The following is a 20,497-nucleotide window of genomic DNA, read 5'->3' on the forward strand; positions in this document are numbered from 1 at the left end:
ATTGCGCTTTGCTGCCGCGCATCAGCGCCGGCTGAGTTCGCCAATGGTCTGCGCTTGCGAAAGTCTTGGCCGGAGCGCGCATCCTCTCTTCACCCGGAGATTTGGTCGCTCTTTGGGTTCCTGCCCAGACGATACGGGTGATGCCAACTAGGTAAGAACGGCCTCTCGCCATTGCAAGACAGACCCGCCCTGCCTCAATGACGGGCCATTGGGAACCTTCCGAGATCGCGCAACAAGTCCCTTCGCAATGAGCGGGCATTCGCCCCGATATATCAAACCTTCGCTCTACCAGCATCCGGCGCAATCCGCGCGACTGGAAATATACCAGCGCTCATACGCCCGTCACGATTGCGCTCGGCCAGCCTTATGCGACCGGCGGGATGCGGTGATCCTACACGTATAGAGCGCCGGCGAAACCTCTTCGTCCGCCCGGTCAGGAAAGAGTTGCCGGCGCATGCGATCGAGGGCCTCGGCCTCCTTGCGCGTTCTTGCCAGCAGGTCGGTGGTGATATCGCCGTAGCGCGAGCCGTCCGCTGAAGCGACGCCGACAGTGCCGCCGCTCGACAGGAATTCGCAGAAGGATCGCACCGATCGAAGACGCGTGGTGATCTCGATATAGTAGCTATCGTGCCCGGCCATGCTCATCTCCCCTTTGTTGCCAAGGTTAACGCGCACTGCGTCAATATGATGGCACCATCTGCGCCGCCGGGCGCCACGATGCCGAAAGTACAGTGGCATGACCGCAGCCGTCGGCCTTCTCAACTGAAGCTGCAATCGCTCGCGAAGCGGTCGATTATTCCGCGCGAGCGCCGGAGGTGCTGCTCGTGGATATCGGCATCGATGATGACGATCTGCTTGCAGGCACCAGATCCCCGACGAGGCTGGCCTCCGTCAGGCTCGATGCCGCCGAGGGACGGTCGCCACTCATTCCATGTGCCGACATCCTGACCATGAGTGGCATGATCCATCCGTTCTGGCGTCACGGCAGGCAGGTGGCCCGAGGCGGGCTGCTGAAGATCAGAATCTGACGAAACAGTGCCACAGGCCGACGACCACGGGCATCCGGCCACAATCTGGGACCGGATGTCACCGGCGGGGGCCGGGTCTTGCCGGCATCATACCCATGCGCCGCTATCGCGCACCCGTCACGCGGTTAAGTTCCGCCATCAAGGCGCGACCGCTGGACCACGCGACGACAAGATAGGCAAGGCCTCCCACCGCGACTCCCATGAACAAATCCGCCAGGGGAAGGTGCAGGCTGCCGCCTGCCATATGGAGAGCCAGGCCGACGGCAGCGACCATGACACAAGCACCCAGCCCGGCGGGAAGGATCCTGCGCAGCAGGGTAGGCCAGCGGAAACCCGTACCGCGCTGCAGAAAGTAGAGAGACACCGCTGTCGTCAGTGCCGCAGCCACGACCTGCGCAACCGCGATATTGACGAGATCCGGACGGGTCCAACCGGCAATCGCAAGGCAGGCGAGGCTCGTTGCCGTAAACAGCATGTTCAGCCGCGGCAGAAGGGCAACCCGGCCGATGATGCTCAATACGGGCTCATTGAGCATCTGGATAACGGCCATGCCGCGCGCGGCCGCCAGCAGGATGAGAACCGGCGCGGCTGCGAGCCATTGCGCACCGAGCAGCACGCTGACCAGTTGTTCCGATATGACGGCAAGCCCCATGAAGACGGGAAGAGCAGCAAAAGCGGTGGCCGCCATGATCAATCCCGTGAGCCGGCTTAACCCTTCCGCCCCGCCGCCCGTCTCGCCCTGCTGGCGGGAAAAGTAGCTCCAGGCCAGCATCCGAACAGGTTCGGATATCAGCTCCGTGACAGCCCCGACGATCCGGCTTGCCATTCTGTAGAGGCCCACTTCGGTTGCACCGATGAAGAATACGATCAGGAATTCCGCACCGTAGCTTTGGGCAAATTGCATGAGACGTGACGCCAGGAGCCGGGTGGAATAGGCAAGCGCCTCGCGCGCGGTGGCGAGCCTGAATTCGAAACGCGGAAGCCAGCGCGCAAAGCCCGTGCACATCAGGAGCGCGACAAGCACGACACAACAGCGTCCTGCCGCAAGGGCGACGATACCCCAACCGAGCAACAGTCCCCCTGTCGTCACGAGAAGTCCCGAAAATTCCGAGGCCGCTTGATAGGTGGCAAGCTCGCGCAGGCGCCGCCCCCTGACCAACACACCGCTTTGGCAGATGATGAAGGTGCCCGGAACGATGGTCGCCATCAGCAGCAGGAGCGTGACGAAGATCGACCCCGTCGGCGCTAGCCAGACGAGGGAAACAGCAAGCCCAAGCAGGCCGAGAATGGTGAAGGCCAGGCCACTTGCAAGCGCGCAATAAAGGACAGTTGCAGGCAATTCCCTATCGTGCGGTGCAGCAATCAGATATTCGCTCCATCCGGCCTCAGCAATCTTTGATTGCAGCAACACAGTCGACGAGACCATGGCAAAAACGCCGACCTCAGCCGGCGAGAGCACCCGGGCTGCGACCAGCAACGTACCGATGCCGCAGAGCTGACTGACCAGACGAGCGCCCGAAACCCATAGAGCGTCCCGCGAGGTAGAGGCGCCACGCGACCCCTGACTTTCCTCTTCGCCAGACAATTGAGCTGATACCATACTAGATGTGCCCATGGTCACATGTTTCTTCGAGCTTATCTGGATATCATCTTGGCATTTTTGCACGTAATGTATGTGTTACCAAAGTAACAACTTTGATGTATATTTGATATTGACGATTTATACTCACATCTTCATAGTTAATATGAAATTACAATCATGCATATGAAGTTTGGTCGGCAGATGCATGGATTCCATCCGGCTATTTGCGACAACACAAAATCGTTTGTTGGCCGATTGGGCCGGAGGGTCATAGTGATGAAGATACTCGCACATCGTGGCTGGTGGCTTGCCCCCCATGAGCGGAACACTTTAGGCGCATTCGACAAGGCATTTGCGTCAGGGCATGGCGTTGAACTGGACGTTCGCGACCTGAATGGCGAACTCGTAATTTCGCACGATCCGCCCACAACCGGAGCTTTGCCATTCGCGCGTGTTCTTGAATGCTATGCAGCAAAAGGTGCCCCCGGACTGCTCGCCATCAACATCAAGGCGGACGGTCTCTGCCCTGCCCTGGTGCCGATGCTGGACCAGTATGGGGTCACGAGGCGCTCCTTCGTGTTCGACGCATCGGTTCCCGATCTCAGGCCCTATCTCGATAGCGATGTGCCGGTCTTCACGCGCTACAGCGAAGTCGAGCTCTACCCATCCTTCTACGACCGCTGTGAGGGCGTATGGGTGGATTCCTTCACTGAGAAGCCGGCTTCGATCGAACGTGCGATCGACGATCTGAGGCGCGGCAAATATGTCGCGATGGTTTCGCCGGAATTGCACAAGCGCCCGCATGAGGCGGTCTGGGCCGCCTGGTCTGCCGCATTGCGGCAGGCTGCCAAGAGCGGCCTTCCGTTCGAGCGGCTGATGATTTGTACCGATCTGCCCGATGCGGCGGAGCAGAGCTTTGCCTGGATGGTCGAGGAGGAAGTCACATGATCCGTGCTGTTTTGTTCGACATGGACGGCGTGCTGATCGATGCCAAGGAATGGCATTATGAGGCACTGAACCGGGCGCTCGATCTTTTCGGCATGCCGATCGACCGCCAGGCGCACCTGACCACGTTCGATGGCCTGCCGACCCGCCGCAAGCTGGAGATCCTCTCCCGTACCAATGGCCTGCCTAAGGGGCTCAACGAGCTGATCCACGAACTGAAGCAGGACTATACGATGGAGCTGATCTACACCCGCTGCAAGCCGGTGTTTGCCCATCAATATGCGCTGAGCCGCCTGAAGCACGATGGCTACAAGATCGCCGTCTGCTCGAACTCGATCCGCGTCACCATCGAGTCCATGATGCGGCGCGCCGGATTGATGGAATATATCGACCTCATCGTCTCCAACGAGGATGTCACCCGCGCCAAGCCGGATCCCGAAATGTACGTGACGACGATGGAGCGCTTCGGCCTCAGACCGGATGAGTGCCTGATCCTCGAGGACAATGAATATGGCCTGAAGGCCGCGCGCGACAGCGGCGCTTACGTCATGCAGATCGGAACACCGGCCGATGTCGTCTACAGCCGGATCGTGTCGGAGATCAAGCGCGTATCGGAGGTAATGGCATGATCGTCCTGTTCCCCACCACGGGTACGAGCCCGCATTTCAGCCCGGAAGACTACGCCTATCCGCGCCCGCTCATCGAAGTGGCAGGAAAGCCGATGATCCTGTGGGCCATCGAAAACATGAAATCGCTCGGCGGCGATACGCGTTTCCTCTTCCTCGTCGACCAGCAGGATGCCGTCAAATATTCCTACGAGAGGATCTTCGACCTCAGCACCAACGGCCGCTCAGAGGTGGTCATGCTGAAAGGCCCGACGGCCGGCGCGCTCTGCACCTGCCTGATGGCGGTCGACAGGATCGATCCCACCGAACCGCTCGTCATCGCCAATAGCGACCAGATCATCGACACCCGTCTTGCATCGGTGATTGCGGAATTCGAGGCAGCCAAGGCGGATGCCGGCGTCATCACCTTCGAGACGATCCACCCGCGCTGGTCCTATGTGACGCTCGGCGACGACGGTCTCGTCAACCGCACATCCGAGAAGGATGTGATCAGCAACAAGGCGATCGCCGGGTTCTACTACTTCCGCGAGGCCCAGATCTTCTTCAAGGCCGCGACCGCCGCCTTGCGGCACGGGGTGACGGTGGACAATCGCTACTATGTCAGCGCGTCGCTCAACGAGGTGATCCTGGATGGCGGCCGGGTCGTTTCCGCAAGCATGCCGGCAGACCGCTACCACAGCTTCTACAACCCGAAAATGATTGAGAATTTCGAGGTGAACGGGGTCCGCCGCCTGTCCTCCGCACAGGCCGCACGACCCGTGCAGCTCGTGGTGCCGGCCGCCGGCAGAGGCAGCCGCTTCGCCAAGGTCGGCTTCACCCGTCCGAAACCTTTCATCGACGTGCTTGGCCGGCCGATGATTCAACATGTACTGGAAAACACCCTGCCACCCGGCGGCCAGCCGACGGTCCTGCTGCTGCGCGAACATCTGGACAGCCAGGCGGACGCGGTGGCCGAACTTCGCTCGCAGGGCGTCGGCATCGTCTCGGTCGATCAGCTGACCGAGGGCACCGCCTGCACCGTTCTGCTGGCGCGCCAGCACCTCGACGAGGAAGCGCCTCTTCTCATCGCCAATTCCGACCAGGTCGTGGACATGCATATCGTCGATTTCATCGACGACTGCATGTCGCGCGATCTCGACGGGTCGATCCTCGTTTTCCGAGATCCGAAGCGCGATCCGAAATGGTCCTTTGCCGAAACCGATGCGGCAGGCTTTGTGCTCAGGGTTGCCGAAAAGCAGCCGATTTCAGAGCTTGCCACTGTCGGCATCTACTTCTTCCGCCGCGCCGGCGATTTCATGAAGGGCGCGCTCGACATGATGGTGCACAACGACCGCACCAACAACGAGTTCTATGTCTGCCCGGCCTATAATTACGCCATCCGCAATGGTGCGCGTATCGGGGTTTACGAGATCGACGTCAGAAACATGCACGGGCTTGGCACGCCCGAGGATCTGGCCGAGTATCTGCAGGGCCGCGAGCCTGCCTATGCATGACGTCGAAACCAGCCCGGAGGCGAGAGCGCCGCTGAATATCATCATTCCCATGGCCGGGAATGATTTTGAGCGGCCCGACGGCTCGGTGAAGGCGCAAATGCCGGTTGGAAAGACGACCTTGCTCGGCGCCACGCTGGAGACGCGTCCCTGGTGGAGCGATGCGGCCGTGCCTGTTTTTGTCCTGCGGGACAGGCCCGTATCACGGCGCTACGCACGCGAAACGTTGCTGGCGCGTTATCCGACGGCCCGAACCGTCTTTCTGTCCGAGACGAGTGGCGGCGCTGCCTGGAGCGCTGCGGCCGGTACGGCGCTCGTCGCGTTTCCGGATGCGCCCGTTATCGTCGATCTCTGCGACATCATCTTCGACAGCGATGCGGATATTGCCGCAATCTTTGCCGCCGACCCCGATCTCGGCGGCCTTGCGCTCACATTCGGCTCCCGCCATCCGCAATACAGCTATATCAGGCTTGGAGACGACGGCCGGATGCTGGAGGCAAGGGAGAAGCTTGTCATTTCCGACAACGCATCGGCGGGCGTCTATGCTTTCCGTAGCGTCGCCGTCTTTCATCTGGCCCTGGCCCACAGCCTGCAGAACCGGGCGAGCCTCTCGCACAATGGACTGCTTTTTGTCTGCCCCATGCTGAACGGCGTGGTCGCACACGGTTTCGATGTCCGCACGCTGCCGGCGCGGGACGTGTTCGATGTCAAGATTGCGGACGTGCCCCTTGCGGGGTGAAGGAGATACTGGCGCCATTCTGTTTCGACAGAGGCATGCAGAGCCCTGCCGACGATCCCCGGACACATGTTCGCAGGATCAGGAGACCTAGCAAAACGGGAGTTTACCATGACAGCCGGGACATCGAGCAAACTACCCTCTCTCGCCATCATCATACCCTGCTTCAACAATGCCGAGACACTTGCCGAAGCGCTCGACAGCGCCCTGGCACAGGATTATCCAGACTTCGAGGTGCATGTCTGCGACAACGGCTCGACGGACGGCAGCCGGGACATGATCGCGTCCTACTCATCCCCCCTTTTGAAACCGGCCCTGCACCGGGACACGGTGCCACGCACGGATAACTGGAATCGCGCCTATACCGCCGGCGCCAACGCGGATTACCTCGTCACCCTGCATGCCGACGACCGCCTCGCGCCCGGGGCACTTCGCGCCATCGGGCGCGCGGCAATGCGCCACCCCGCCCTGATCCATGGCCGCTTCCGGCAGATCACCTATGAGGGCGACCCCATTCCCGGCCGCCGCTTCGGCTGGAGTTACAGCAACAGCGGCGAGGCGTTTCGGGAATTGCTGCTGCTCAACAATATGGTCGCCATGCCGGGTGCAACGATCCGCACGGATGTTTTCTTCAAGGCCGGACGCTGGGATCCCGCCTGGCAATATCTGCAGGACATGGAGCTCTGGTGGCGCTGCGGCGAACTCGGGGAAGTCGCATTCGTTGCCGACATGCTCGGCGACCACCGCGCCTACAAGCATCCACAGGCGTTGCATCGGCACGCTGAAGAACATTTGCGCTGGGCGACACGCAAGCTCCGCAACGCTCCGACCCGGCGGCTGCGACAAGCCGCGGCGGATGGGCTCAATGCCTATCTCGAACGCCTCGAGGCCGAAGTGGATACTTTGCCGGATGTCGCTGCCAGCCTGGTGGAACCGGTAAGGGATGCCCGGGCGGCGCTTTCGAAGGCACCGGGCACCCGCGTCGACGCTCTACGCCGGCAGAGGCTGTTGCGCATGCGGGCAGCTTCGCTCTCGGCCGTCGCCAACGTCTTCGGAAGACTTGCGCCTTGGCAAGCCCTGTCGCGTTGACGGTCGATCACGTCAGCGCCAACCGGGCCGCCGACGATCGTGCCGGGCACCGCACCGTTGACCGCCGCAGACCGGGCAAGCGCAACGACCGACATGAGAGACGCGGTCATGACTGCGCCGACGACAAGCTTGGAGAGCATTTTATCCGCCTTTGGCTTTTGAGGCAGCTCCTTTGACCGCTGCCAAAGCAACGACCCGCATACCTCGTTGCCTCCGGACCTCAGTCGAGGCCACCCGGTCCTTGGTCCGATACCGCCCCGATTGAGGTCCCGGGTTCGGAACGCACTGTCTTTCCGCCCGTTCGGCTCCTCACAGAAAAGGAGTTCTCAGCCATGGACGACAGGAACGACATCCCGGAAATTTCCACCGCCTGGAATGCATCTCTGCGGCAATCATCGTCTTTCTCGCCGTCATGCTTTATGTCTTCGGAACCGCGATGTGCGGTGGTACCGACCAGCTGATCGGCAGCATCCCGCACGCAAGCATGGTCGATGCCCGGTAAACTGGAAAAATCCAGCCGGCGCGATAGTTTGAATGGACCGTAGCAGCTCAGGTTGGAAATGCACTGGCTTACACGCTGGAACGCCCGCTCCCTTGCCTCCCAGTTCTTCATCATGGGAGGGCTCGTCTCACTTGCAGCAATGTTCGTGATCGGGCTCATCGTCACCCATCTCATCGAGGACGCCGTCATTCACAATTCCGGTGCAGCGACCGCGCTCTACGTGGACAGTGTGGTCGCGCCCCTGCTTCCGGACATGCAGACGGAATCGCTGCTCGATGAGGCAAGTGCCCGGGCGCTCGACGAGACACTTGGCCAAGGCGCGCTTGGCCGCCGCCTCGTGTCGTTCAAGCTGTGGCGTCGGGACGGCACAATTCTCTATGCCAATGAAAAAGAACTGGTCGGAAAGAGGTTCCCGGTCAACGGCAAGCTCGCGCAGGCATTTGCGGGCAAGCTGGTCGCACGCTACGAAGTCGCAAGCGACCCGGAAAGCGCCACAGAGCGCGATCTTAGACGGGCACTGATGGAAATCTACAATCCGGTGCTGCAGCCCTGGTCCGGGGAGGCTGTAGCGGTACTCGAATTCTACGAGACGGCGGAGGGACTGGACGACAGTCTCATACGGGCAAGGCTGTGGAGCTGGCTGGCGGTGGCGGGCCTTACCGCCATCTTCTTCCTCGTTCTTTCCATTCTCGTTTTCCGCGGCAGCCGTACGATCGAGGTCCAGCGAAGAGCGCTAAAGTCCAGAGTGGAAGAGCTCTCCGCACTTCTTGCCGAAAACCGCGGCCTGCAACGCAGGCTGCGCCTCTCTTCCCAGCGCGCCGCAGCCTTGAACGAAACCTATCTGCGCAGCATCGGCGCGGATCTGCACGATGGCCCCGCCCAATATATCGCCTATGCCTCGTTGCGCCTCGACAGCAATCTGCTCATCGATGCCGCCACCCAGCCGGAGGCACGCGAGAAAGAACTAGCGTGGATCCGCTCGAGCCTCGCAGAGGCGATGAAGGAGATCCGCGACATTTGCAAGGGATTGGTATTGCCGCAAATCGAGAAAGATTCGATTGCGGAAATCGTCAAACGGGTCGTCGAGGCCCATCAGCAAAAGACCGGCACCGTCGTCGACACGACCATCGACGAAGACGTTTCGGAGCTTGCCCCCGCCCTCAAGATCTGTATCTACCGCTTCGTTCAGGAGGCACTCAACAATGCCTATCGTCACGGGGGCGGCATCCAGCAGGCCGTCAGGGCAACATCCCATGGCGGCGGCGTCCGCATCGAAGTCAGCGACCGTGGCGAGGGTTTTGACCCGGCAGTGGTAGCGCCGGCGAGCCTTGGCCTGGCGGGGCTCAGGGAGCGGATCGATAGCCTTGGCGGTGAATTCGACATAAAAACCGGAGAAGGCGGAACGACTGTCACCATGACCTTCGCGCCCATGGAAGTGGAGGAATAGCATGACACCCATCAAGGTCGCCGTCGTGGATGACCATCCTTTGTTTCGTGAGGGCGTCACCCGCAGCCTCTCGGAAGTCAGCGATTTTGTCGTGGTTGGAGAGGGCGCCAACACAGGTGACGCGACCATGATCGCTTCCAATGCCCGTCCGGATGTATTGCTTCTCGATGTATCAATGCCCGGAAACGGGCTTTCCGTTATCGACGAAATCCTTTCCCTGAGCCCGGATACCAGGATCCTCATTCTCACGGCCTCGGAGGAAGTGGACACGCTGGTCGCAGCACTTCAGCGTGGAGCCAAGGGTTATGTCCTCAAAGGCGTCGGCGCGCGCAGCCTGGCCGAAGCAATTCGCACCGTCTTCAAGGGAACCCGCTACGTGTCGCCGACAATGTCGGCCAAGGTCATGGAATATTCCTTGAGCGGCCAGACATCGGACAAGGACACGCTCACCCCGAGGGAGCGCGAGGTGATGGACCTTGTCGCCCAGGGCCTTTCAAACAAGCATATAGGCTTGCGCCTCGATTTGCAGGAAAAGACGGTCAAGCATCACATGACACAGATCCTGACAAAGCTCGGCGTCACGAACAGGACGGAAGCCGCCTTGCGATGGCACGAAAAACACTAGCGCAGCAGCTGCGTGAGCCGCCGGCTGTCGGATGATGTCGCGCGGCGGTTGACGATTGTGCGCCCTTTCGAATCGCGCATGATGTAGCGTCCGCCACGAAGGGTTTCGGTTATCCCGTTCTTGTGACGGATATCGATGGAGCCGCCGGCATCTTCGGTTGCGCGTGTTCCTGTTCCTGCAGGCGTATTGCCCGTACTGCCGGACCCGCTCGTACCGGATCGGCTGTTCCCGCCGCCACTGTTGCCGTTTCCGCTCCCGCCGCCATTGCCATTGCCGCCGCCGTTGCCGTTACCGCCCCCCTTTCCGTTGCCTCCTCCGTTGCCTTTGCCATTGCCGTTCTCATTCTTGGCGAATGCTGCCTGGCTAGCGATCGAAGGGAACAACCCCGTAATCTCCACCTTCAGCGGCGCAAGCGTCGCAACGGCAAGAACACTTGTGCCGACGCTCTTCAGAAAATTGCGCTTGGAGATCATCCTTGCCTCGTGATTAGTCCTGACTAAGGAGGAAGGAGATTGACCGCTTGTTCTGGAATTGCAAGACGGTCAGACATAGGTACCAATTTCTATCGGACTTTGGTCCCTATTCACCCATAGAGCTCGCGGCCCAGCAGAAGTCCCAGCGACATCTGTCCGCCAGCCAAATCAACAGACATCCGAAGTATTTTAACCAGCGCGTTACCTCGGTCACGTTAAAATTAGGTGATCATGATATACCCTGACCACTCGCAGGTTTGAGGGAGGTATTTATGATCGAAAATTCGGAATGGCAGAAATGCAATGCTCCATTTTTTTCGCGCCCCACGATTGATGGAGAAAAAACCCGTTGGTTTATTGAGACTTGGCGCCGGCGTACAGTGTCAGGATGGGAGTACCGTCAGGAGCTTGAACATTACGAAGACGCGATCCCTCCATTCTGGGAGGACGATGGCATCTTTTACAACAAGCGGTAGTGCCGCAATCAAATGGGCCACCCCTCAAACACAGAACTTGACATAGGTCGGCCGTCGCGATGTCACCGATTGTGCGGGTCCGCCTTCATCTAATGCGTCGCCGTAAGGCTGCGCCGGGTTTCGGGCGGATCAGGAGAGCGGAGAAATACACTGACGTCGCGGCCCGTTGAAGGGCTGATAGCTGTTATCGGAGGTCCGATAGGAACTATAGCGGGCGGCGCACCATGCGCTGTGCGGATCGGGTGGCGCGCCAGCCGCCGGCAATCCCGCCGAACGCTCCGCCTCTCCGATCACGCAGGGCCTGCGGGGACCGCCGCTATAGGGCTGGTAGGTATTGTCAGACACATTGTAGGAACGGTAGCGCTGTTGGCACAGGCTGAGATGTCGGCCGTCGGCCATCCATTCCTGCTTCGGCTGCTCTATTGCCCCCGTCACGGTCGGATCTGGGGGCGCGATGGCTGCTACGCCAACCAGATTGGCGGGTGTTGAAGGCGAAGCTTCGGTTGCGGCCTGAAGTGGCGGAAGGCGCTCGTAATCCTGCTTCTTGGGATCGACGCGCGTGGGCGTCGTCGTCCAGAGCGGTGCATCAAGATTGGCGAAATGATGTGGCCTGGCTTCGTCGGACCCGCGAGACGCAATTGCGAGACCGCCAGCCACGACGGCCCCCGCCAGAGCCAGGCAGATGGACGGTACAGCAAGCGACTTCATCACGCGATCTCCCATTCCCGATCCCTATAGAAATCGGAAACGCCGGGTTTCAGTTCCGCGGACGGGACGAAAATCGTGTTTTTTTCTTGTTCGCCTGAAATGGTGGAACGGACTGATAGGATAGGAATTTATTGCCATCGCCCCTATTTTGACGGATAGCTGTTTTGTCCGGCGATCCGGTCGTGCCGCAGATTGCAGCCAGAAAGAGGAAGCATGTCGCAGAGAGCAGGCAGCGCCGACCTTCCCCTTCACGGAGGGCGCGTGCCACCGTGGCTGGGCAACCGCATGACGACGCTCGGCGCACTGATTGCCGAAGCAATCGTCCACCACTACGGACGCGAAGAATTCCTGCGCCGGCTCGCCCATCCCTTCTGGTTTCAGTCCTTCGGCGCGGTCATGGGCATGGACTGGCATTCTTCCGGCATCACGACAAGCGTGCTGGGCGCGCTGAAACGGGGACTGAAACCACGTTCGAAGGAACTTGGTCTCCATGTCTGCGGCGGACGAGGCGCGCAATCGCGCAAGACACCGGATGAGCTGGTCGCGATCGGCGATCGCGTCGGGATTGACGGTGCCGGCCTTGCCAAGACGAGCCGCCTGGTCGCCAAGGTGGACAGTGCCGCGGTTCAGGATGGTTTCGACCTCTATCTCCACGGCTTCATCGTCGCTGACGACGGCCATTGGGTGATTGTCCAGCAGGGCATGAATGGCGACAAGCGACAGGCGCGGCGCTATCACTGGCTTTCGGAAGGACTGGAAAGTTTCGTCAATTCCCCGCATGCGGCCATCGAAGGCCGCTCGCAGGGCGAGATCGTCAACCTGGCCGATCGGCGCGCGGAGAAATCCCGCCGCGGTCAACTCGATCTTCTCGCAACGCTTGGGCCGGAGCCGGAGCCGGCAGAACAGCCGATGTTGCCGCATCTCATCATGCCCGCACATCACGATGTGCGCGAGAGCGATATCAACATGAAGCGGCTGCACGGCAATCTTGCCGCGGCCGCCGATCGCGGGCCGGTCGATTTCGAAGATCTGCTTCTCGTGCCCGGTGTGGGTGCCCGTACGGTCAAGGCACTGGCGCTCGTTGCCGAGGTCGTGCACGGGGCGCCCTGTCGCTTTTCCGATCCCGCCCGGTTTCCCATCGCCCACGGCGGCAAGGACAGGCATCCCTTCCCCGTGCCACTGAAAGTCTATGACGAAACCATCAGCGTGATGAAATCGGCCGTCTTGAAGGGAAAGCTTGGCCGCGAGGAAGAATTGCAGGCATTGCGCCGGCTCGACGATCAGTCTCGCTCCATGGAGCGCTATGTCACCGGCCCGGACCTTAAGGAAATCGTCGCCGGCGAATTTCGGCAATCCTCCGATTTCGGCGGCCGCAGCGTCTTCGGCTGGGAGCTTCCGCCGGAGCCGACAAAGCGACGAGACAACTAGCCGATCAGCAGCTTGACCCAGGACTCGACGTCGTCGCCGCTGCTCATCTCCGGACGTACCAACCCGTCAATCATGAATGTCGGCGAGACATGAATGCCGTTCTGACGGGCATATTTGCAGTGCCATTTGATTTCGCGGTCGAGATCGGCAATGGCGAAGGCTTCTTTCAACGCGACACCGCTGTAGCGTTCCAGGCGTTCGACGAGCTGGTTCGGCGTAACATCCATGTTGGGACCACCCGCATGCCGTTCGAACTCGAACTCCTCGCGATGGGCAGCGACGGCCGCCATGACCTTCTTCGCAGTCTCCTTGCCGCCTTCCAGCGTGGATGCTGCCAGGATGCAGCGCACGACGACGCCGGAAAACAAGTGCCAAGGCTGGGATTGCAGGCGGATTTTGATGGTGATCTTGTCTTCACCGGCCAGTTCCAGCAGCGTGCCCAGCTTGTTGAACGTCCGGACGGAATAGGGACAGGTCGGCTCCAGGAAAGCCTCGAACACGCGCGCTCCCACACCCCAAACGAGCGGATCTGCGTGACAGGAAGTGGTCGTCATGTTTGCATCCTTCTGTTCCGGAACTTGTCGTCAGCCGGCTTTACCAGCGATGCAGGTGATACGGCTTTCCTATTGCAAATGAAAGACGGGATCGGCAGCTCGCTTGCATTGCCTCTCACAGGGTCGCCGCCGATCTCGCGGCCTGCTCATAGTAACCCGACAGAGCCCTCAAATGGGAAGCTATTCCGGAGAGATCGTCCTGAGAAAGGCCGGAGACTTTCGTCGCCTCCACCAGCAGCCGTTCGCGGATTTCCGAATAGCGGGCCAGCGCTTCCAGGCCCCTGTCAGTGACCTGGATCACTTTTTCCTTGCCGGATTTCCCTGTCTTGACCAGCCCGGCCGCATCGAGCTTCTTCACCGCATAATTGGCGACATGCGTGTCTTCGATGTCGAGAACGAGGCAGAGATCGGACAATGTTTTCGGCCGGTCGCGATGGCGCACCGAGTGGATGATCAAGATCTCGATCGGCGACAGGCTCGGCACGCCGGCCGCCGCCATGCAGCGCACGATCCAGCGATTGAAGGCGTGAGAGAAGAGGATCGATCCGTATTCGAGCTCCGAGAGGGCCGGCGAACTGCCGAGCGCCAGATGGGCAGACGACACGATCAGATCGCGGCCGGCCCTTTGTTCTTTTGCCTTGTCCATCGAACTCTCCCAATCCCTATTCTCAAGCGTTTCGCGGCCCGTATCCGCCCCCTGTCGGGGTCACAACCGTGAAGGCTTCGCCGGCTTCCAGCACCGTATGGGCAGCACCGATCAGTTCATCGATCGTGCCGTCATTGCGGCGCACATAGTTGCGGCCGGTCTGCCCGTCTTCGCCTCCCTTCAGCCCGAAGGGGGCGATGCGGCGATGACCGGACAGAATGGCAAATTCCAATCTCTCAAGCGCGCGGATCGTGCGCTGCGTGCCATTGCCGGCGTGCCACTGACCCCGCCCACCGGAATTCGGCCGGATATGGAAATCCTCGAGCACGACAGGGAAACGGCTCTCCAGGATTTCCGGATCGGTGAGGCGAGAATTGGTCATGTGCGTATGCACAGCATCGGCGCCATTGAAGCCGGGGCCTGCCGGCGCACCGGAGCAGATGGTTTCGTAGTATTGATACTTTTCGTTGCCGAAGGTCAGGTTGTTCATCGTGCCCTGAGCTGCGGCCATGGCGCCGACGGCGCCGATCAGGCAATTGGTCACGGCCTGGCTGACCTCGACATTGCCGGCGACGACGGCTGCCGGATAGGCCGGCGTCAGCATCGTGCCATCGGGAATGACGATGCGGATCGGCCGCAGGCAGCCGGCATTCATTGGAATATCCGCTTCGACGAGCACGCGGAAAACATAGAGTACGGCAGCGCGCGTCACCGGCGCCGGCGCATTGAAATTGTCGGGTCGCTGGGCAGACGTGCCGGTAAAATCGACCGTCGCTTCACGCTTTTTGCGGTCGATGGAGATCTTGACGACGATCTTGCAGCCCTGATCCATCTCATAGGAGAACTCGCCGTCCGGCAGGCGGTCGAGCACGCGGCGCACGCTTTCAGCAGCATTGTCCTGCACATGGCCCATATAGGCATCGACCACGTCCTCGCCGAAGAGCGTGATCATCTTCTTCAGTTCCGCCACGCCCTTTTCATTGGCGGCAACCTGCGCCTTCAGGTCGTTGACGTTCTGTGCCAGCGTGCGCACCGGATAGCGCGCACCGGTCAAGAGATCGGCAAGGGCGTCCTCACGGAACGTGCCGCGATCGAGCAGCTTGAAATTGTCGATATAGACGCCTTCCTCCTCGATATGCGTCGCGAGCGGCGACATCGAGCCCGGCGAGATGCCGCCAATATCGGCATGGTGTCCGCGGCTTGCCACCCAGAAACGGATGCGCGTGCCGGCATCGTCGAAGACGGGCGTGCAGACGGTCAGGTCAGGCAGATGCGTGCCGCCATTGTAGGGCGCATTGATCAGGAAGACGTCGCCCGGATGAATGACCGGATTTTCACGGATGGCGGTCGCAACAGACGCATCCATGGAGCCGAGATGAACCGGCATGTGCGGCGCATTGGCGACGAGATTGCCGTCCGCATCGAAGACCGCGCAGGAGAAATCCAGTCGTTCCTTGATGTTGACGGAATAGGCGGTGTTCTGCAGCGTCACGCCCATCTGTTCGGCAATCGACATGAAGAGATTGTTGAAGATCTCCAGCATGACGGGATCGGCCTTGGTGCCGATCGCCGCGCGTTCCGGCAGCGCCTTGATGCGGGTGAGCACGATATGATCGCGCGCCGTCAGCTTCGCCTGCCAGCCGTCTTCCACGACGATGGTCTGGTTCGGCTCGATAATGATGGCCGGCCCGGTCACGGTCTGGCCGGGAAGGATGCGATCGCGCAGGACGACTGCCGCATCATGGCTTTCGCCCTGCGAATGGAACTGGGTTCGCCGGACGGGCGAAGCCTCGCCCTCCCCCGCTTCGCCGCGATCGACGTCGATTTCGGCGGCCGCGCCGCCGATGCACTCGACCTCGACGGCCTCGACAACCAGCGGCTTGTTCTCGGCGACGAAGCCGAAGCGGCGCCTGTGCAGCAGCTCGAATTCCCGGCGAAGGCGCGTAGCATCGTCGTTTTGAGGGAACAATGCCTCGACGGCCAGCAGCGTATCAGTGCCGGCATAGCGGATATGGGCGCGCAATACCGTCTTGATCTTCCCGGCCTCGACGCCCTGCGCCGTCAGCTCCGGCTGGCATTCGCCCTGCAATTCCCTGCCAAGCGCGGCAATCGCTGCGGGTGCAGCCACGTCGAGCGGCACGCCGAGCGCTTTCTGGCGGGTGGAGCGGATATCGGCAAGGCCCATGCCGTAGGCCGACAGCAGGCCGGACATCGGATGCAGGAGGATGCTTTTCATACCGAGCGCATCTGCCACGAGGCACGCATGCTGGCCTCCGGCGCCGCCGAAGCAGTTCAGCGCATAACGCGTCACGTCATAACCGCGCTGGACGGAAATCTTCTTGATCGCCTCGACCATGTTGGCGACGGCAATGCGGATGAACCCGTCAGCCACTTCTTCCGGGCGGCGGCCGTCACCGATCTCGGCTGCCAGTTCGGCAAATTTCTGCCGCACCGTTTCGACATCGAGCGGCTGATCCTGGTTCGGGCCAAAGATCGCCGGAAAGAAATCGGGCAGCAACTTGCCGGCCATGACGTTGGCATCGGTCACCGCAAGCGGTCCGCCGTTGCGATAGCAGGCAGGGCCTGGATAAGCGCCGGCGGAATCGGGGCCGACTCGGAAACGGCCGCTCTCGAAATGCAGGATGGAACCGCCGCCGGCAGCCACCGTGTGAATCAGCATCATCGGCGCCCGAACGCGCACGCCGGCAACCTCCGTTTCGAAGGCGCGCTCATACTCCCCGTCGAAATGCGCGACATCGGTCGAGGTGCCGCCCATGTCAAAGCCGATCACATGGCCGAAGCCCGCCTGCTCGCCGGTCTTGGCAAGGCCGACGACACCGCCGGCGGGGCCGGAGAGGATGGCATCCTTGCCCTGAAACATATCGGCTGCCGTCAGGCCGCCCGAGGACATCATGAACATGACGCGGGCACCGGTCCTTGCAACATCGAGTTCATCCGAGACCTGGCGCACATAACGGCCGAGCACCGGCGAAAGATAAGCATCGACAACGGTCGTATCGCCACGGCCGACCAGCTTGATCAGCGGCGAAACCTCGTGGCTGACGGAAACCTGTTCGAAGCCGATCGCGCGGGCAATGCGCGCAGCCGCTGCCTCATGCTCGGGATATTTATAGGCATGCATGAAGACGATGGCGACGGCGCGGTAGCCCTTCGCGCGCAGATCGCGCAACGCTGCCTCGGTCGCGGTTTCGTCAAGCATTGTCTCGACCGTACCGTCAGCCAGAACACGCTCGTCAAGCTCAACCACATCCTGATAGAGCGCTTCAGGCTTGATGATCTCGGTCGCAAAGATCTTTTTACGCTCCTGATAGCCGATGCGCAGAGCGTCGCGGAAACCCTTCGTCGTTACCAGCGCCAGACGCTCACCCTTGCGCTCCAGAAGCGCGTTGGTGGCGACGGTCGTGCCCATGCGCACCTCACCGATCAGTCCGGCGGGGATCGCCTCGCCTGCGGTCAGGCCGAGATGCAGACGAATGCCCTGAACGGCAGCATCGCGATAGGCTTCCGGGTTTTCGGACAGCACCTTGCGCGCGTGAAGTGCACCGGCGGGATCGCGCCCGACAATGTCGGTGAAAGTGCCCCCACGGTCGATCCAGAAGTCCCAGCTACCAGCCGCAATGCCCGACAAAATCGCCTCCGCCGTTCGTTTCCGATATCACTAAGAAATTATCGATAAATCGTCAACGTTTTGCAGAAGACGGAGCCGCCGCCGTTGATCGCTGGCGGGCGCAGCAAAGGTCCAACATTGGAACGCAGAAAATCGAACGCCGCGGCCCTCAAGCCGCGGCGACAGACCCAGAAATAGCCAATGGCTGATGCCCGGCGCGCCGGGCGCCGGCAGCCCGGTCCGATCAGCGCGAAGTCAGATCGTCGGGCAGTTCGGCATTGTGATACTTGCGATAGATATCCCGCAGCACCTTGTTGTCGAAATTGGTCTTCACCCACTGGTCGAGCCAAGTCTTGAGACCGGTTTCGCCCTTCGGGATGCCGATGCCGAGAACCGTCTCCTTCTGCGTAAACTTCACCTGCAGCGGATGATCGGCCATCTTCCTGTTGATGCCGTTGATGACGGCAGACTGGCTGGAAACCGTATCGACCTGACCGGAAACGACCGAGGTGATCAGCGTCGCATCATCCTCGAAGCGGACGATATTGGCGCCCTTCGCGTTGGCGGTAATGTCCTGGTCGTTCGTCGTGGCACGGGTGACGCCGATGCGCTTGCCGTCAAGATCGGCATATCCCTTGATCTCGGCACTCGGCGGAGCGGCGACGACAAGGGCGAGCGTTGCATAGGGAACGGAATAATCGATCGCCTTCTTTCGCTCTTCGGTGATACCGAGCGAGGAGACGACCATGTCGGCCTTGCCGGTCTGGACCGACGGAACGCGGGCCGCATTGGTGATTTCCACCAGTTCGAGCTGGACGCCGAGATCCTTGGCGATCAGCTTGGCCGTCTCGATATCGGAACCCGACGGCTGCAGGTTTTCGTCGACGAAGGAATATTCCGGAATACCCATCGCGACCGCGATACGCACCTTGCCGGCTTTCTTGATATTGTCGAGCACATCGGCATGGGCAACGCTTGCCAGCGCCAGCAGGCCCGCACCCGCCAACAGTGCCAGTTTCGAAATCATTGTCTTCGGCATACTCCAAGTCTCCTCTACCTGATTGCCTCTGCCCGCTCTCTGCCGGGCCTCCTCTCAAACCTGCGCCGGCTCATCCGGGACAGGCAATTTCCTCCCACGATGACGGGGTCTAAAGCTCTGCGGCCATGAATTCCTTGAGTTCAGGCGTCTGCGGATTGCTCAGGATACCGGCGTCACCGGTCTCCCAGACTTTGCCGGTGTGCATGTAGATGACACGGTTGGCGGCGCGCTTGGCAAAGCCCATCTCGTGGGTGACGACGATCATCGTCATGCCGCCGCGCGCGAGATCCTCCATGACGCGCAGCACTTCGCCCGTGAGCTTCGGGTCGAGGGCGGACGTGACCTCGTCGAACAGCATCACCTTCGGCTGCATGGCAAGCGATCGGGCAATTGCCACGCGCTGCTGCTGGCCGCCAGACAGCTGCTCCGGATAGGCATCGATCTTTTCCGAGAGGCCGACCTTGGCGAGCACCTGTTTGGCGATTTCGAAGGCCTGGTCCTTACGCATGCCCTTCACGCGGCGCAGTGCCAGCATGATGTTTTCAGCGACCGTCATGTGCGGAAAGAGATTGTAGCTCTGGAACACCATGCCGATATCGCGCCGCAATGTCCTGAGATCGAGCTTCGGATCTTCGACACGATGGCCGCAGACCTCGATCGAGCCGTCCTGGATCGTCTCCAGCCGGTTGATGCAGCGCAGCGCCGTGCTCTTGCCGGAGCCGGACTGGCCGATCAGCGCCACCACTTCGCCAGCGTTGATCTCGAAAGAGACGCCCTTCAGCACTTCCAGCGCGCCGAAGCGCTTGACGACATTGGTGAGTTTAACGGCGACCGACATTGAGCTTCCTCTCGAGAGAGCGGCTCCAGACCGACAGCGGATAGCAGACAGCGAAGTAGAGAAGCGCTGCGATGCCGAAGACCAGGAAGGGCTGGAACAGGGAGTTGTTGATGACCTGCGCCGCACGCGTCAGCTCCAGGAAGCCGACGACCGAGGCGAGCGAGGTGTTCTTGACGAGCTGGACGAGGAAACCGACCGTCGGCGGCGTGGCGATCCTCAGCGCCTGCGGCAGGATCACGTCGCGCAACGCCTGCCAGCGCGTCAGGCCGAGGCATTCGGCGGCCTCGAACTGGGTACGCGAGATAGATTCTACCGAGCCGCGCCAGATCTCGCCGAGATAGGAGCTCGAATAGATCATCATACCCAGACCGGCCGCCACCAGCGGCGGCACCGAAATGTTCACCACCCCGAGACCGAAATAAAGGATGAACATCTGGATCAGGAGCGGCGTGCCCTGGACGATCTGGATGTAGATGAGGGCTGCGCGCCGCAGCCACAGGAAGCGCGAGATACGGCAGAGCATGACGAAGAAGCCGGCAATGCCGCCGAGCAGGAAGGCGAGCGCTGATAGCACGACCGTCCAGACAAGGCCGTCCAGCAGATAGATCAGGTGATTGAAGGAAAACCCACCGAGCAT

The 20,497-nt window shown here is 60.9% G+C and carries 20 protein-coding genes; 10 read left to right on the forward strand and 10 right to left on the reverse strand.

The annotated features are described in order from the left end of the window. Window positions 1–342: 342 nt before the first annotated feature. A complete protein-coding gene (locus ACU8HS_RS22160; protein WP_113413695.1) occupies window positions 343–639 on the reverse strand; it encodes a hypothetical protein in 297 nt (98 codons plus the stop codon). Window positions 640–824: 185 nt separating this feature from the next. Here ACU8HS_RS22160 and ACU8HS_RS22165 point away from each other — a divergent pair, with 185 nt between their 5' ends. Continuing rightward, the gene (locus ACU8HS_RS22165) at window positions 825–1,028 is read left to right on the forward strand and encodes a hypothetical protein (protein WP_113413696.1); all 204 of its coding nucleotides are present in this window, start codon (window positions 825–827) and stop codon (window positions 1,026–1,028) included. A 103-nt stretch (window positions 1,029–1,131) separates the two neighbouring features. Here the strand turns inward: ACU8HS_RS22165 and ACU8HS_RS22170 are convergent, their stop codons facing one another. After that, a complete protein-coding gene (locus tag ACU8HS_RS22170; protein WP_112753801.1) occupies window positions 1,132–2,643 on the reverse strand; it encodes an oligosaccharide flippase family protein in 1,512 nt (503 codons plus the stop codon). A gap of 144 nt (window positions 2,644–2,787) precedes the next feature. Here ACU8HS_RS22170 and ACU8HS_RS22175 point away from each other — a divergent pair, with 144 nt between their 5' ends. The 7 genes from ACU8HS_RS22175 (at window position 2,788) to ACU8HS_RS22205 (ending at window position 10,070) form a co-directional block, all read left to right on the forward strand. After that, on the forward strand, window positions 2,788–3,558 hold the full coding sequence (locus ACU8HS_RS22175) for a hypothetical protein (protein ID WP_377312507.1): 771 nt from the start codon (window positions 2,788–2,790) through the stop codon (window positions 3,556–3,558). Next, entirely contained in the window at window positions 3,555–4,184 is a 630-nt protein-coding gene (locus ACU8HS_RS22180; RefSeq protein ID WP_113413698.1) for an HAD family hydrolase, read from the forward strand. Before ACU8HS_RS22175 ends, ACU8HS_RS22180 begins: the two co-directional genes overlap by 4 nt. After that, entirely contained in the window at window positions 4,181–5,674 is a 1,494-nt protein-coding gene (locus ACU8HS_RS22185) for a glycosyltransferase family 2 protein (protein WP_113413699.1), read from the forward strand. Before ACU8HS_RS22180 ends, ACU8HS_RS22185 begins: the two co-directional genes overlap by 4 nt. Continuing rightward, window positions 5,667–6,410 carry a hypothetical protein gene (locus tag ACU8HS_RS22190; protein WP_447016202.1) on the forward strand — a complete coding sequence of 248 codons (744 nt, stop codon included), beginning with the start codon at window positions 5,667–5,669 and terminating at the stop codon, window positions 6,408–6,410. Before ACU8HS_RS22185 ends, ACU8HS_RS22190 begins: the two co-directional genes overlap by 8 nt. A gap of 108 nt (window positions 6,411–6,518) precedes the next feature. Further along, a complete protein-coding gene (locus tag ACU8HS_RS22195) occupies window positions 6,519–7,496 on the forward strand; it encodes a glycosyltransferase (RefSeq protein ID WP_162706963.1) in 978 nt (325 codons plus the stop codon). Between the two features lie 560 nt (window positions 7,497–8,056). Beyond that, window positions 8,057–9,445, forward strand: a complete 1,389-nt coding sequence (locus tag ACU8HS_RS22200) for a sensor histidine kinase (protein WP_447016203.1) — start codon at window positions 8,057–8,059, stop codon at window positions 9,443–9,445. A 1-nt stretch (window position 9,446) separates the two neighbouring features. Further along, complete coding sequence (locus tag ACU8HS_RS22205) at window positions 9,447–10,070, forward strand: response regulator (protein ID WP_112753809.1); 624 nt, start codon at window positions 9,447–9,449, stop codon at window positions 10,068–10,070. On the opposite strand, the gene ACU8HS_RS22210 is transcribed toward ACU8HS_RS22205, so the two are convergent. Next, a complete protein-coding gene (locus tag ACU8HS_RS22210; protein WP_162718946.1) occupies window positions 10,067–10,543 on the reverse strand; it encodes a hypothetical protein in 477 nt (158 codons plus the stop codon). The two genes, ACU8HS_RS22205 and ACU8HS_RS22210, sit on opposite strands and share 4 nt — an antisense overlap. A gap of 272 nt (window positions 10,544–10,815) precedes the next feature. Between ACU8HS_RS22210 and ACU8HS_RS22215 the strand changes: the two genes are divergently transcribed. Continuing rightward, a complete protein-coding gene (locus ACU8HS_RS22215; RefSeq protein WP_112570104.1) occupies window positions 10,816–11,019 on the forward strand; it encodes a hypothetical protein in 204 nt (67 codons plus the stop codon). Between the two features lie 129 nt (window positions 11,020–11,148). Here the strand turns inward: ACU8HS_RS22215 and ACU8HS_RS22220 are convergent, their stop codons facing one another. After that, window positions 11,149–11,727 (reverse strand): BA14K family protein, encoded by a 579-nt coding sequence (locus tag ACU8HS_RS22220; protein ID WP_447016204.1) that lies wholly within the window; start codon window positions 11,725–11,727, stop codon window positions 11,149–11,151. 213 nt (window positions 11,728–11,940) lie between these two features. On the opposite strand from ACU8HS_RS22220, the gene ACU8HS_RS22225 reads away from it, so the two are divergent. Further along, a complete protein-coding gene (locus tag ACU8HS_RS22225) occupies window positions 11,941–13,155 on the forward strand; it encodes a DUF763 domain-containing protein (protein WP_447016205.1) in 1,215 nt (404 codons plus the stop codon). On the opposite strand, the gene ACU8HS_RS22230 is transcribed toward ACU8HS_RS22225, so the two are convergent. From ACU8HS_RS22230 to ACU8HS_RS22255, 6 genes are all read right to left on the reverse strand, one after another. Then, window positions 13,152–13,709 carry a DsbA family protein gene (locus tag ACU8HS_RS22230; protein ID WP_447016206.1) on the reverse strand — a complete coding sequence of 186 codons (558 nt, stop codon included), beginning with the start codon at window positions 13,707–13,709 and terminating at the stop codon, window positions 13,152–13,154. The two genes, ACU8HS_RS22225 and ACU8HS_RS22230, sit on opposite strands and share 4 nt — an antisense overlap. Window positions 13,710–13,824: 115 nt before the next feature. After that, complete coding sequence (locus ACU8HS_RS22235) at window positions 13,825–14,355, reverse strand: winged helix DNA-binding protein (protein ID WP_112570109.1); 531 nt, start codon at window positions 14,353–14,355, stop codon at window positions 13,825–13,827. A gap of 22 nt (window positions 14,356–14,377) precedes the next feature. Further along, entirely contained in the window at window positions 14,378–18,004 is a 3,627-nt protein-coding gene (locus ACU8HS_RS22240) for a hydantoinase B/oxoprolinase family protein (protein WP_447016207.1), read from the reverse strand. 223 nt (window positions 18,005–18,227) lie between these two features. After that, window positions 18,228–19,022 (reverse strand): transporter substrate-binding domain-containing protein, encoded by a 795-nt coding sequence (locus ACU8HS_RS22245; RefSeq protein ID WP_112570111.1) that lies wholly within the window; start codon window positions 19,020–19,022, stop codon window positions 18,228–18,230. 109 nt (window positions 19,023–19,131) lie between these two features. Then, window positions 19,132–19,860, reverse strand: coding sequence for an amino acid ABC transporter ATP-binding protein (locus ACU8HS_RS22250; RefSeq protein WP_113413704.1), 729 nt, complete (start codon window positions 19,858–19,860; stop codon window positions 19,132–19,134). Further along, window positions 19,844–20,497 (reverse strand): amino acid ABC transporter permease, encoded by a 654-nt coding sequence (locus ACU8HS_RS22255; protein WP_112570115.1) that lies wholly within the window; start codon window positions 20,495–20,497, stop codon window positions 19,844–19,846. Before ACU8HS_RS22255 ends, ACU8HS_RS22250 begins: the two co-directional genes overlap by 17 nt.

The organism is Rhizobium sp. KDH_Rht_773_N, assembly GCF_052946295.1.